Consider the following 14,710-nt stretch of genomic DNA (forward strand, 5'->3'; position numbering starts at 1 on the left):
ATATTAGTTTTTACTAGTTCTTTAGGTTAATATATATTTTCCATAAATTACTAATTTATTTATTTAACATCTACTTTCTACAAAACTACCCCATCTTTGAAAATAGATATCTCCCGAAAACCTCTCTCTTCATTTTTCGTTAATTTGCCATTTGCCACTTGAAGAATTAAAGTTAAAAGCCTTTGAGCTACATCATCTAACGGTTCACCATATGCAACGGAACCTGCATTAAAATCTATCCAACTTTTTTTCTTTTCTGCTAACTGTAAATTAGAAGCAATTTTCAGAGTAGGTACTGGAGCACCAAATGGTGTCCCTCTTCCCGTTGTAAACAATATGATATGTGCGCCTGCAGCCGTTAATGCGGTACTGGAAACTAAATCGTTTCCTGGTCCATACAAAAGATTAAGACCCATTTGTGTTACTTTATCACCATACCCAATTACATCCATTACAGGAGCAGTTCCACCTTTTTGAACACATCCGCAACTTTTGTCCTCTAACGTTGTGATACCACCCTGTCGATTTCCTGGACTTGGATTATCATAAACCACTTCATTATGGTTTGTAAAATACTGTTTATAACCATTAATCATATTGACTGCTTTATCAAATATATTTTTATTGATGCAACGATTCATTAGCATATCTTCTGCACCAAACATTTCAGGAACCTCTGTAAGAATAGTACTACCACCCTCTGCAATCAAAAAATCACTGAAGCGTCCAACCGTAGGGTTTGCCGTAATTCCAGATAAACCATCGGATGCCCCACATTTCATCCCAATTACCAGTTTACTCATTGGGATATCCGTTCGTTTAAATTGAGAAGCATATTTAGCGCATTCTTTTAATAATAATTTACCTGCTTCTAATTCATCTTCTACATCCTGACACGTTAGAAATTTTATTCTTTCTTTATCATAGTCGCCTAATTCTTTTATAAACTGTTCTTTGGTAAGATTTTCGCAGCCAAGGCTTAAAATAAGTACTGCTCCCGCATTGGGATGATGCGTCAATGCTGCCAATAATTTTCTTGTTTGCGCATGATCTTTTCCCGTCTGGCTGCACCCAAACGGATGCGTAAATGTATATAGCCCATCAATGCTGCCTGAGACTAAGTTTTGATTGTCTTTCACTAAAGTCTTTGCAATATCGTTTACACATCCTACTGTTGGTATGATCCATATTTCATTTCGAATTCCAACCTTATTGTCTCCTCGTTCATAACCCTGAAACAATTTCGTAGAAACAACTTTAATTGTTTTTAAATCTGGTTCATATGTATATTTATTTTCTCCTGAAAGATTGGTTTGCATATTGTGGGTATGAACCCATGTTCCAGCTAAAATGTGTTCTGTTGCATGGCCAATTGAAAATCCATATTTTATAATATTTTCTTCTTTTTTAATGGTTTCTATTGCCATCTTATGTCCTTGAGGAATGGTTTCCATTGCCTTTATACGAAACGTTCCAATTTCAATTAGCTCATCTTTTTTTATTGTTTGAATTGCCACTACTACATTATCATTCTTTTTAATCTGAATCACTGCTGACATTCTAATATCCTTCCTATCAAAAAATGAACGTTATAGGCAAGAAGCATATGCCAATTCTGCCCCTATTGTATGTATCCGTGTTAAGTCTTCCACAACTTGTTTTTCCAGACCTGAAATTTCAGTCAAGTCCGTGTCCCACATGTGCTTGTTACTGAGCACCTCGTATACCAACTGATCCTTAGTATCATTTCTATGGTCATAATAAAAATCAAGTACCCATGCATCATCTTGCACTTTATATTCGTTTCCTTTTGGACGTTTACAAATTAAACCATCCTCTTCTCTTCGTTGAATATCATTACTATAGAAAGCGATATAAGCTGCCAAACTCATGGTTAAGCATTTGGGTAACTTTCCTTCTTTTTTGTAATATGCTAAAAATGATGGCATATTTCGTGCTTTCCATTTTGAGGTAGAATTAAGGGAAATACTCATTAATTCATGATTTACAAAAGGATTGTTAAAACGATCTTCTACTGCTTCCGCAAATTCTTTCAAATCGTTTTTATCTAGTGATAAAGTAGGTATTATCTCTTCGTAAAGCATTTGATTCATAAAAGATTTAATGACATTATTATGCATGCAATCTCTTACAATATCTTGCCCCGAAAGATACGCTCCCAATACAAAACCCGTGTGTGCTCCATTTAGAATTCTAACTTTTCTTTTTTTATACGGTGCTACGTCTTCCACCACATGAACATTCAGTCCGGATTTCTTAAATGGTAGTCTATCCTCTAACTCTTTGGGACCTTCAATAATCCATACTCCAAAACATTCTGAAACATCAATTAATTCATCATGATATCCATTGATTTCTTCTAACATTTCTATTTCTTTTACCTCTTTAATCCTACCAGGAACAATACGATCCACAAGCGTAGAACAGAATATATTTTCTGTCTGAATCCAGTTTTTAAATTTTTCCTCCAAATTCCATTGATCAATATACTGATTCACACATTTAAGTAGTTCTTTTCCATTATTATCAATCAGCTCACAACTTAATATGATAATGCCTGGCTTATTTTTCTTATATCTTTCATAAAGGATTCTGGTTAATTTTGCTGGGAAGCTGCTGGGAGGGCATTGGTTAAATTCACATTCTGGATCATAAACAATACCTGCCTCGGTTGTGTTTGAAACAATAATTTCTAATTCATCGGTACAAGCCGCCTCAATTACTTTTTGAAAGTCTGTATAAGCATTTATGCATCTGCTTACAGCAGAAATAACTCGCTTACGGTCAATTTTTTTCCCTTTTTCACTACCTCTAAGATATAACGTATATAAGCCCTCTTGTTCATTAATTAAATCGGTTAACCCCAAAGATATCGGTTGAACAAGTGCAACTTTACCGTTCCAATTCACTTTCTCATTGGCACAATCCAAATAGTAATCGACAAAGGCACGTAGGAAATTTCCTTCTCCAAATTGCAATACTTTTTCTGGTGCTGATTTTTTTATATATCCTTCATATCCTGTCTTTTCTAAAACTTTATAATTTAATGTATCCATGTTAATGCCTCCTTAAAAACTCTAGTCCTGTTATGTTTTAATTCTTCAAAAAAATAATTATATTTCTCGTTGTAGATCATACATCTTATTGATAATAATTATTTTGAAAAATTAATCATTACTTTCAACATATCCGATCCGTTCATATTAAAATCATGAAACGCTTTTGGTGCATCCGCAAATGAATACTCGTGTGTGATTACTTTTTCTAAATCAACGTTTCCTTCTTTTACTAACTCTATTAATTCCAAAAAGTCTTTCTTTAGCGCATTTCTACTTCCAAATACGTTTAGCTCTTTCTTTTGAATTAGTGTATAATTAAAATCTAAATTCTTTTTACCTACTCCGATTACTACTACTTTTCCACCAAAAGCGGCTGCATCAATTGCATTTTGAAATGTGGATGGCAGCCCAACTGCTTCAATACAAATATCAAAACCAAAGGCTTCTTCCTTTCCATTTTGATCCGATGTTTTGGTAATTTCTTTTACTGCTTGATTAAATGTATCTTCACAGTCATTTAAAATAGTTCCTGAAAAGTTAAATTCCTTTTGAATATACTCAAGCTTAGGTGCTAAAATATCCGTTAAATAAACTTCTCCACCCAACGCTTTTGCCGCAGTAGCAGCTAATACTCCAATCGTTCCTGCTCCTATGACTAATACTTTGTCACCTTTTTTAACACCAGCACGCTGCACTCCATGATAACTAATACAAAATGGCTCAATTGCAGCAAGAACTTTGGGTGATAGACCCTTTCCATCATAAATACGCTCTATCGGCATTGTAATATATTCACAAAATGCTCCATCCTTTTGGCACCCCATAGTCTGATTATCCATACATGCATTTACAAATCCTCTTTCACAGCTATAACATTTTCCACAATTAAAGTAAGGATTGCAGGTAACTACCATACCTGATTTTAACCCTTTCTCATTTTCTTCTATTTCTACTATTTCAGCACTAAATTCATGACCAGGAATTCTTGGATAGTCAAAATATGCAAACGTCCCTCTATAAGAACTTAAATCACTGCCACAAATTCCACCATATAATATTTTTAATAGCGCTTCTCCTTTCTTTCTGATTGGCATTTCAATGTCACGAATTTCTACTTTCTTTGGCTCACTAATATATATTGCCTTCATTCTAATTCCTCCCAATTTTTTGTCGTTGTTACCATAAATTTCCGTCATAATCAAAAGATAAATACTGTGGCTCTGATTCTATTACTAAATTCGGAATATCCTTGATTTCATCCCAATATGACTCTGACAACATAATATGCTCAATGTGTAAGCTATTGGATATTCGGACGATTCTTGGATTCTGTTTGTCAATTTCATTACAAGTTCGAATACAAACCTGAATAGCTTCTTTATCACTTTCCATGATAATCGGAATTTTGACACCACCTAGAACCGTGCATGTTATGGCATTTGGATACATCGATGCAAGATCTAGCTGCTGATACACTCGCTCTGTTGTCGCACTAGCATACCCTAGTCCAATACCATTTCCATGTGTTTCAGGACTTAAATCCAAAACTGCTACTCTTTGAGACTTGATTCCTCCATTTGCATACGGTGTACAAAAAGTACCTGTAATGTTAGGATCCATCCCATCACCGCTAAAGTTTTTGCCAATCTGATCTACAATTAAAACATCACAAGAATCCACTAAAATCTTTGGCATATAAGAAAATGCCTCTTTTAATAATTCAGGTTCTTTTTCCTCTATTTCATCTGAATTAATTGCAACAATTTTACAAGTTTCATCAAAAGCATTCTCTATTGTCGGAACTGCAAACAGAATGGGAGCATGTTCTATGATAGCTTTACCAAACAAAGGAATATTTTTAGCCATATTTTTAAATCCGGCCTCATGACAAACCTCTGCACCCTGTTGCTTTCCAAGACCTATTGTCATCATCTTCATAATTCCACTTTCGTAACGACCTCTAAAAGCCGTGTGTGGTTTTACTCTACATCCTAAAATGATGCCATCGGCTTCAGCTGCATTTTTATCGATATATACCTCGCTGCCTTCCGCATTTAATCCGATTTTTTTTACTTCCATAGATGAAATGATGGGACATCCAATATACTGTTTTGTAATTCCATATCCTTCTAAAATTTGTCGTTGACCCTTTGCAGTAGCACCTCCATGACTTCCCATAGCCGGTACCACAAATGGAACTGCGCCTCTTGATTTCACAAAATCAACCAAACATTTTGTAGTTAGTGCAACATTAGCAATTCCTCTTGATCCAGCTGTAATGGCTATTCTCATACCTGGATGAACCTGTTTTGTAAACTTTTCTTCTGACAGTAATTTTTCAATAAGTAATGGAATCTCTTCCACATCTATTTTAGGCCTAGGAAATACCTGCCTTACCTTAAACATCTTTGGTATTTTGGTATCGTTTACCAAATTAGCTACAAATGGCCTTTTTCGCATTTTATCTCCTTTCATTACAGCTCTATTGAAGTTTCTTTTGTTATATTTGACGTAAAACAGCTAATTAATTCGTCATATTGCATGTTGTATCATTTGATGTATACAACGTTGTATACGTATATATTACACCAACTCACAGATAAGTCAATATTATTTTTATTTTTTTGTATTTTTTGTAACAATATAACAAAAAAACAGTTCTAAAGACTTCTTTTTCGTCTTTAGAACTGTTACTATTCAACAATTCTTATTTTCAAATCTCTAAACCCTCATCTTTAAGAGCTGCTTCTAATGATGCCTTTTTTGAATAATTCAAATGCTCTTTCATTACTTCTGCTGCTTTCTCCCAATCTTCACTAAGGCAAAACATTATAATTCTACAATGTTCTTGTTGCGTTTCATGTAATCGATTCTTCTCTTTTACGCCTGAAAATATTCTTAATCTTCGAATTTGACTAAAAATCCGTTCATATGTACTGATAATATAATCATTGTCAGTTGCATCAATAAAATCTTGGTGCAATCGGTTATCATACTCATACATAAGATTATAATCTTTAATATCCAAAGATTCTTTTCGAAAAAATTTCAAATATTCTTGAAATTTTTCAATTGGTATCTTATATCCATACTTATTAATTGCAAATGGTTCAATTAAAATTCTAGCTTCGTGTATCATATTAATATCACGTATTGACAATGGTGAAACGATAATTCCTTTTTTAGGTAATATTTTAACCAAATTTTCACTCTCAAGCCGACTCAGCGCATCACGAATAGGAGTTCGGCTAGCAGCAATTTCTTCCCTTAACTTTTCTTCACTCAAAACCATATTAGGAGGATAATCACAATTAATAATTTTTTCTTTTATTATATTATAAGCTTGTTGCTTTAATGTTTCATTTTTCATGACATTTCCCTTTCCATATAATGGGTCAGCTGTCAAGATAAAATATTAGCATTTACAAAGACTTTATAGTTAACAAGTTTCAAAGTATAATAGAAACAATGTATCACCTCACATAATGTACTCCCCAAATATTGCTAAATATTTAATAAAATCTTGACTAATAAATTAACATCACTTGTCAAACTTAAGGTATCTAAAAACTTTCGGCGCTGTGTGCTATCTTGCTACTTCTGTTAATTCTCAACTGTATTTTAACATACACCTATTTTAATAACAAGCATATTTTGGCATTTATCAATTCTTCAAAAGGATAATAGAAATCAATTAAATTAAAATTGTCTTTATAAGTGATTAATACATGTGCAGTTCACCACCTATAAGTGTGGCATCATAATCAAACCTTGCATATAGCAACTTTTTAAACATTAATCATATAATAGAATCATAAATCACATGCTATTAAGAGGTTAATTATGAATAATGATAACAGGGGTACAATCTCCCAACAAGGTAACATTATGCGCATTGATAATGCCCTTGTAGAAGAGGTTTCTGCACCAAATAGGGCAACCGGTTATTTGCTGGTTTCCTACGCTGTTCTTAAACCAAAAGGAATGACATCCATCCAACTTCTAAGATTAAATATCGGTAGAAATACAGTAATTCTAAACTCATTTGGTTTATCTATGTGTTTATGTGACATTCGTAAAGGAATGTGGATAGATTCTTTATTTTCACCAATTATGACTAGAAGTATACCTCCGCAATCTAGCGCGTTTTTGATAGTAGCTCGAAGAGAACTTAAATCATCAGTGAGTGTAACTACTGATCGAATAGCCATGGTGGATGTCAACAATAATTTCTTATATACTGGAAATCCTAATAACATCAACAGCCAAATAAGGTTTGCGCTATCCAATTCCACTACGATAAGCGATAGAAATGGAAATCCTGTTAGTCTTCGCTCTCTTCGTCCCGGACAGATGGTAAGAGTAACTCACGCTAACTTTCAAACCGCCAGTATTCCTCCACAAACTACAGCTTTTCATGTACAACTATTGTAAAAAAAGTCAAGGTATACAAATAATTTTGCTACGAGGATTGAAATAGTATTGAATTCAATCTTCGTAGCAAAATAACCACTACTAATTTATTCGTCATAGAACTTTCTCGTTTAATATAAATTCTTTACCTTAAAATCCTTTTCAGCCTCACGTCTTTGATCTTTCTTTGCAATATCCTGACGTTTATCATACAGCTTTTTACCTCTTGCAAGACCAATTTGAACCTTAACAAGACTTCCTTTTAAATATACCTGAAGTGGAACAACTGTATATCCTTTTGCCGCTAGTTGTCCTGCTATTTTATTTATCTCATATTTATGAAGTAAAAGCTTTTTGATTCGAAGCGGATCCTTATTAAATATATTTCCTTTTTCATAAGGGCTGATATGCATATTGTATAGATATACCTCTCCATTTTCAATACGAATAAAAGCTTCCTTTACACTTCCTTTTCCCATTCTAAGAGATTTTACCTCAGTTCCATGCAGCGCAATACCCGCCTCAAAGGTGTCCTCAATAAAATAGTCAAATCTAGCCTTTTTGTTGTTCGCAATCAGTTTAATACTATCTTTTTGCATTGTCTTTTAATCCTCCGGATCTTTTACTTCTTCTATCTCATCCTGGGCTATTTTAAAATCAATCGTTCTTAATACTTTATCAGTTGCTGTAACCTCAACTTTGACTTTTTGCCCCAGCTTATAATGCTTTCCTGTTTTTTCACCAACTAGCTCATATGCATTCTCATCATAAATATAATAGTCATCCATAAGAGCAGTGATATGAACTAAACCTTCAACGGTATTTGGCAGCTCAACATACATCCCCCAACCGGTAATACTGGAAATAACACCATCAAAAATCTCACCGATATGATCCTCCATATATTCTACCTTTTTCAGCTTTTCTGTTTCACGCTCTGCCTCGTCGGCTCTTCTCTCCATTGAACTTGATTGAGCTGCCACTTCTGATAAAATTTTCTCATAATGATCAATGCGTTTTTCATTCATTCTTCCACGCAGACAATCTTTGATGATACGATGAATCTGTAAATCAGGATAACGTCTGATTGGTGAAGTAAAATGACAGTAATATTGAGCCGCAAGACCAAAGTGTCCCGTGCTGACTGTTGCATATTTAGCTTGCTTCATAGAACGTAAGGTAAGTCTGCTAATGAGTGCTTCCTCCGGAGTATCTTCGATTTTTTGCAATAATTTCTGTAATTCTTTCGGGTGAATCTCTTCTTGAGTTGTCTTGATGCCGTAACCAAAGTTTGTGATAAACATTGCTAATTTCTGAATTTTCTCAGGAGCTGGGTTATCATGAACACGATATACAAAAGGCATCTCCTGCCAGAAATAATCCTGAGCAACCGTCTCATTTGCAGCCAACATAAAATCCTCAATAATTTTCGTTGCTACGTTTCTCTCATAAGGCTTAATTTCCAAAGGCTTTCCCAGTTTATCCAAAATAATCTTGGATTCTGGAAAATCAAAGTCGATTGAGCCTCTTTTTCTTCTTTTTTCACGAAGTATTTGTGCCAGCTCCTGCATTAATTCAAACATAGGAACCAATTCCTTATACTCTTCTATTTCAGCTACATCCTTATCCTCAAGTATCTTCTTTACGCTGGTATAGGTCATTCTTCTATCTACATTGATAACAGTCTCTGCAATTTTATGATCAATGATATTACCTTTTGAATCAACAGTCATAATGCAGCTTAGTGCCAGACGATCACACCCGGCATTGAGAGAACATATTCCATTTGATAATTTATGGGGAAGCATTGGAATAACACGATCTACTAAATAAACACTAGTGCCCCTTTTTAACGCTTCTACATCCAAGGCACTTTTTTCCTGTACATAATTCGTAACGTCTGCGATATGAACTCCTAATTTATAATTTGCACCGTCTTTTGTAATTGTAATGGCATCATCTAAGTCTTTTGCATCCTCACCGTCAATCGTCACAGTCTGCCAATCTCTAAGATCCATTCTTCCTGCCATATCTGCGCCTGATACTTCATTGGATACACTTTCAACTTGATTCATCACCCGTTCTGGAAATTCTACAGGCAAATCATAACCCTTTACTATTGACATGATATCTGTTCCGGGGTCATTTATATGTCCGATAATTTCTTTTACCTTTCCCTCTGGCTTTTTAGTATTACTGCCGTAATCTGTAATCACCACGACCACCTTATGCCCTGTGATTGCACCCTTAGAACGCTCAAGTGGTATAAAAATATCTTTTGCAAACCGGACATTATCCGTTACTACAAAACCAAAATTTTTATTTTTTTGAAAGGTACCTATTACTTCATTCATTCCATGGGATATGATTTTGGTGATGGCTCCTTCCTGACGTTTACCGCCCTTGCCATCTGTTAAAACAACCTGAACCTCATCCTTATGAAGCGCCCCGTTTGTAGCATTTTCAGGAATATAAATATCCTCTTCCATTCCTTCTACTGTTACAAAACCAAAGCCCTTTTGATGTCCGGTATAGGTTCCTATTAAAAATTTGCCCTCTGCTTTTGAAAACTTGCCCTTTTTAGAAACTTCAATTTTACCATCTGAAATTAATTCATCAAGCACAATTTTTAAATCTTCTCTTTCTTCCTTCGGTACCTGAAGCAACACTGCAATTTCTTTCATTTTCATTGGTATATATAATTCATCGCAAATCAATTCATATATTACTTTTTTACGCTCTTCCAGTAATTCTTTCTCCATATTCTCCAACTCCTTATCTCGTAGCAATACCAATTGTATCTATCCATATAGTATGTAAATTAAAGCATTCTTAAACTTATAATGATACATTACAACTGATTTGTTGTAAAAATATTAATTTATATTATTGTTTTAATTATTATACCATACTATTCCAATATAGTAGTACAATTAATAAAAAAACAAAATACACCTAATCTTTTATTTCGTACAGATAGAAAAAACACCCTTTTACAAGAGTGTTTATCATCCTGATACATACTTATTTTCTCAATAAAAATTCATTCTCTACTAATCTTAAAAATTCATTCTCTACTAATCTTAAAAATTAATATTTAATACAGCTGCTAATACCAAAAACAGAATTGCTGAAAATTTAGTTGATTTTTCAAGAGCACCTTCCATAGAACGCCCCTTATTTTTACTCCAAAATGTATCAGTCGAACCGCCGCCGATAGCTCCAAGTCCTGCCGATTTTCCTTCCTGCATTAAGACTATTATTGTTAAAACAATACAATTTATAACAAATATAATTGTAAGAACGATTCTTAAAATATCCATAGTTAACACCTCCTATAGCCAATGTACATATTCTACCATATGAAATTAATTTTTTCAATCATTAATTTATAATATTTCTATTTATCTCAACAAAACTAATGTCTTATTTATTCGTTCTATTCCATCTTCTGCTTTCATGGTTCAAAGTTCACTACAAATCTTTTACATTAATAACATTTTCCGATTTATATTGATTTTTTACTTTAACTATTAATCAATACCTTACGGAAAGAATGGCTGCCTATACCAGTTAATTTAAGAAACTCACATACCACTTTCAAATGCTTTAGTACTGCCCGTTCTGTGATTAGAAACAATTTCGATTTTGGCGAAATATTATGTTCATATGCATAATCACGAATGAACTGATACACTTCATCTGGTACATTGAAATTTCTGTATTTGCCCATTTTCTGTTCATAAATATCAAGGCGATACCTACTACAATCTTTTACAAAAGAATCTACGGTAAGATTTAAAATATCACCAACACGCAATCCAAGATTATACTCCAAAATCAACACGGTAGCAATCCGCTCATTTGCTCTATAATCTACCCCATGATAGGTGAAACCTTCTCTCATGACTGATAGAATCCACTTATAGGTTTCCTCATCTAATGCTTTTGTACGTTTATTCATAACAATCAACTCCAATCCTCTTACAGTCTAACAGTTTCGCAAAACACACGGCAGACTGGCAAACCCTATAAAACCTGCTAAGTTCCTAAATTCATGCCCATCTAGTTCCATAAATCCGATTCCACTGCAAGTGTTGAACCATTTCAAGCCATAGTTCCTAATTCAGTACGAATAGGAACTATAGAACAACCGCATAATTCGCCAAACGTGGCATTTTAAGACAAGACTGGAAGTAGTTTGCACCCCACACATAAAATACCAAGGTATTAAGATGCTCTGCTACTGAAGGTCTGAAATGTTTCCCCATTACCCACTTCAAGATATGGCATGTTGGCTGTAATACTTCGATTGAGCAAATCTATCTGACAGTTTTAAACACTGGTCCCTTATTGCATCTAAATATGCTTATGCTGTCTGTCACAAGTACTTATATTCGTCGATGCTTTCATCTTTTATATCTATAGATACAATCTAAACTTTTACTGAAATTCAATTATCATCCAGTATACGTTCTTACTTTCATCTACAATACCCATAGTTCCCCTTAACTTAAATATCCGTTTATACAATAATCTTGAAAGTCATAGATATCTGGATACAGTTGTTATGAAATGTTCCTACAACAGTGCATCGACAAAGCAATGGTTGAGCAAACTGACCGTATCTTTATTACAATCTTACGATTTCTTCCTGCACACCTAAAGTTAAAAAATGCAACCTTAGCACAAATGGATTGCCTCACATATTTAAATCCGAATTCCTTCAAATTGATTTTACTAGATGTGCCATATATCGGATCAGAAAAGGAATGTGCAGTAGCAACTTATCACTATGAACCTTTTCATAAAAAAGTGGCTGATTTACTAAAAAATACTGACTACCCCTTTCTATATTATTGCCGAAGTTCCGCTCCGAAATCAGATAAATCCAAGTCAGCTACCGATAAAAAAAGATTACGAAAATGAAACTTGGCATATTTTTTATGGGCAATGGCTTCTACTTTAATAAAATACATCTAAAAGAAGATACCGAACTTATGATTTCTAACAAACATTACTCAGATAAGCAATTCGATGGGATAATTTTGTAATACGGATATTTTATAACTTACGTATACTAAAGATAAATTTCTCACTTTAATACTCAATCTTATGTGGTAAAAAATGCACCCTTTTCATCTCTGAAAAAAGTGCATCTATCTGAACGTTTTAAATTCATTTTACCTATGGTATACCTAATGTGGGATTTTTTGCTCAAGCCTCTAATCATTAATCTATTTATTAATATCTCCTGTTGTCGCTTCGCGAGACTCCGATATTAATAAATTTTAGAGACTGAAATTTAAGGAGTTGGAAGTCCTAAAGTATAACCATAGTTAAAGTAATATAATTAATCATTAATTATTTTAAAGAAACAGCTAATCATTTCCATTATTTCTTTTTTTCTTTCAACATTTTGCACCCATCTGTCAGGTATTGAGTTAAAACCATAATATATTCCTGAAAGGCCTCCAACAATAGCAGCAATCGTATCAGTATCTCCTCCTAAATTTACTGCTCCAAGAACCATTTCTTCATATGAATTTTTATTGAAAAATAACCATAAAACGGCTTCCAATGTATCTATAACATAGCCTGTTGATTTTATTTCCTCCCGCCTAAAATTAATAACATTTTTATTCAAAATTTTTTCAAAATTTTTAAACTCGTTAGAATATACTTCATTACATTTCTTTCTTATTAACTCTATAGTCTCTTCATAAGCCTCTAATTTTTCTTTACCCTGAATAAGTTGTGAAGCCAATTCTACATAAAGAATACATGCAAGTTTTGACCTATCATGTGAATGAGTTATTGAAGAAACATTTTCCACTAATTTAACAATCTGCTCTTCATCATATTTATTTTCCAAATATGCAAGAGGTAATATTCTCATTAGTGAACCATTTCCATTATCCATTTCTGAACTTCCACCACATTTAACAGGCTCAATTCCATGGATAATTTTTTCTATTGCATTCTGGGTAGAAATTCCGATATCAAACATCACACCATTTGGAGTGAATTTACCATCTTTATAATAACTGACAAAATTTTCAGCTAATTTATCCATAGAAAATCCATAATTAAAAGCATCTATTAAACATAACATCATCGAAGTATCATCCGACCATGCGCCAAATGGTTGATGATAGGTTCCATATGCCCTTAACTCCTTTACTTCATCATTGTCTCTCTCCTCTCTTGTTGAAAATTCTACTGGCACCCCCAACATGTCACCAATACAAAATCCAAATATTCCACCATATAATCGGTTGTCATATTCATTTAAAACACCAATATCTAAAATATTATTACTATTAAAAGAAAGGCATTCCTTATGGCAAAACATTACATCCCTTGGTTTTTTTTCATTTATATAAATATCGCAATGTAATGCATTTTTTTTTATAAAATATCGACATTTTTTACACTGAGGAGTAGAAGTTTTTACATTTACACCTTTCTCATACGCTTTTATATCTAATTCCCATCTTTCAACTAATGTCAATTGTTTTTTTCCCATACCTTCAATTTTCTCCTTTTATTCAGCGATTACTGTTATGTATAAAATTCCTTTTTTGCTTTCTGCCGAAGTAATCAGCATTTCTTGTCCTGCATTAAATAAAATCTCAGCTTCATTTGAATATTGGCTAACAAAAGATATATCCAATGCATGTGCACCACTAGGTGCATCATTTGTAATTTGCAGATTTCCTGAAAATGTTCCACTTGCTACAGCACTATCTATTGATGTACTCGTAAATCCAGATTCCACAAATTTTTCTCCAACTAATTCTTCGGGTGCTAAATTCTTTAAATTTCCCAATTCCTCTGTAGAGGTTCCCCGATATAAAACCATATCTTCTGGCAATGAAGCATTATCTAGGGCTGATTTCATCACATTAATAGTTGCCTGATTTTCAGGTGTTACCGTTTCCAGTCCACGTAGGGAATTATTTATATTTGCATAATCGTCACCAGTATACTTTACTATTGCATTAATCTGTTCCTGTGATAAATCTCCCAAAGTACTTATAGTCTTACTCCCACCCTTAATCCCAGTCTCAGCCAAATCTTTGTCAACCACTTTACTCAATACGGTTTGATATTCTGATTTCTTATAGTATCCACTCACATTTTTCACACTGTCATACTTGGTCATTCCTCCGTATGTCAGCATTCCTACTGCCGCTCCTGTCATTGTGGCTAGT

12 protein-coding genes are annotated in these 14,710 nt (G+C 33.7%); 1 reads left to right on the plus strand and 11 read right to left on the minus strand.

The window, feature by feature from the left end:
- Positions 1-77: 77 nt before the first annotated feature.
- From C8E03_RS19490 to C8E03_RS19510, 5 genes are all read right to left on the minus strand, one after another.
- The gene (locus tag C8E03_RS19490; protein WP_110291894.1) at positions 78-1,559 is read right to left on the minus strand and encodes a UxaA family hydrolase; all 1,482 of its coding nucleotides are present in this window, start codon (positions 1,557-1,559) and stop codon (positions 78-80) included.
- Between the two features lie 30 nt (positions 1,560-1,589).
- Positions 1,590-3,077, minus strand: a complete 1,488-nt coding sequence (locus C8E03_RS19495; RefSeq protein ID WP_110291895.1) for a tagaturonate reductase — start codon at positions 3,075-3,077, stop codon at positions 1,590-1,592.
- A 98-nt stretch (positions 3,078-3,175) separates the two neighbouring features.
- Positions 3,176-4,228: a zinc-binding alcohol dehydrogenase family protein gene (locus tag C8E03_RS19500; protein ID WP_094375770.1), complete on the minus strand. Its 1,053-nt coding sequence runs from the start codon at positions 4,226-4,228 to the stop codon at positions 3,176-3,178.
- Between the two features lie 28 nt (positions 4,229-4,256).
- Positions 4,257-5,540 carry a nickel pincer cofactor-dependent isomerase, group 22 gene (locus C8E03_RS19505; RefSeq protein ID WP_110291896.1) on the minus strand — a complete coding sequence of 428 codons (1,284 nt, stop codon included), beginning with the start codon at positions 5,538-5,540 and terminating at the stop codon, positions 4,257-4,259.
- Positions 5,541-5,793: 253 nt separating this feature from the next.
- Positions 5,794-6,450: a GntR family transcriptional regulator gene (locus C8E03_RS19510; RefSeq protein WP_094375772.1), complete on the minus strand. Its 657-nt coding sequence runs from the start codon at positions 6,448-6,450 to the stop codon at positions 5,794-5,796.
- Between the two features lie 473 nt (positions 6,451-6,923).
- Here C8E03_RS19510 and C8E03_RS19515 point away from each other — a divergent pair, with 473 nt between their 5' ends.
- Positions 6,924-7,514, plus strand: coding sequence for a hypothetical protein (locus tag C8E03_RS19515; RefSeq protein ID WP_110291897.1), 591 nt, complete (start codon positions 6,924-6,926; stop codon positions 7,512-7,514).
- 110 nt (positions 7,515-7,624) lie between these two features.
- Here C8E03_RS19515 and smpB read toward each other — a convergent pair whose 3' ends face one another.
- The 6 genes from smpB to C8E03_RS19550 form a co-directional block, all read right to left on the minus strand.
- Entirely contained in the window at positions 7,625-8,092 is a 468-nt protein-coding gene (smpB, locus tag C8E03_RS19520; protein WP_094375774.1) for an SsrA-binding protein SmpB, read from the minus strand.
- A 6-nt stretch (positions 8,093-8,098) separates the two neighbouring features.
- Positions 8,099-10,255, minus strand: coding sequence for a ribonuclease R (gene rnr / locus C8E03_RS19525; RefSeq protein ID WP_094375775.1), 2,157 nt, complete (start codon positions 10,253-10,255; stop codon positions 8,099-8,101).
- Between the two features lie 321 nt (positions 10,256-10,576).
- The gene (secG, locus tag C8E03_RS19530; RefSeq protein ID WP_094375776.1) at positions 10,577-10,816 is read right to left on the minus strand and encodes a preprotein translocase subunit SecG; all 240 of its coding nucleotides are present in this window, start codon (positions 10,814-10,816) and stop codon (positions 10,577-10,579) included.
- A 203-nt stretch (positions 10,817-11,019) separates the two neighbouring features.
- On the minus strand, positions 11,020-11,457 hold the full coding sequence (locus tag C8E03_RS19535; protein WP_110291898.1) for a tyrosine-type recombinase/integrase: 438 nt from the start codon (positions 11,455-11,457) through the stop codon (positions 11,020-11,022).
- Positions 11,458-12,846: 1,389 nt separating this feature from the next.
- Positions 12,847-14,022: an ADP-ribosylglycohydrolase family protein gene (locus tag C8E03_RS19545; RefSeq protein ID WP_110291899.1), complete on the minus strand. Its 1,176-nt coding sequence runs from the start codon at positions 14,020-14,022 to the stop codon at positions 12,847-12,849.
- 18 nt (positions 14,023-14,040) lie between these two features.
- Positions 14,041-14,710: ADP-ribosyltransferase (locus C8E03_RS19550; protein ID WP_242993660.1), on the minus strand; the 670-nt coding region annotated here is incomplete at its 5' end.

The organism is Lachnotalea glycerini (assembly GCF_003201285.1).
Lineage (GTDB): Bacteria > Bacillota > Clostridia > Lachnospirales > Lachnospiraceae > Lachnotalea > Lachnotalea glycerini.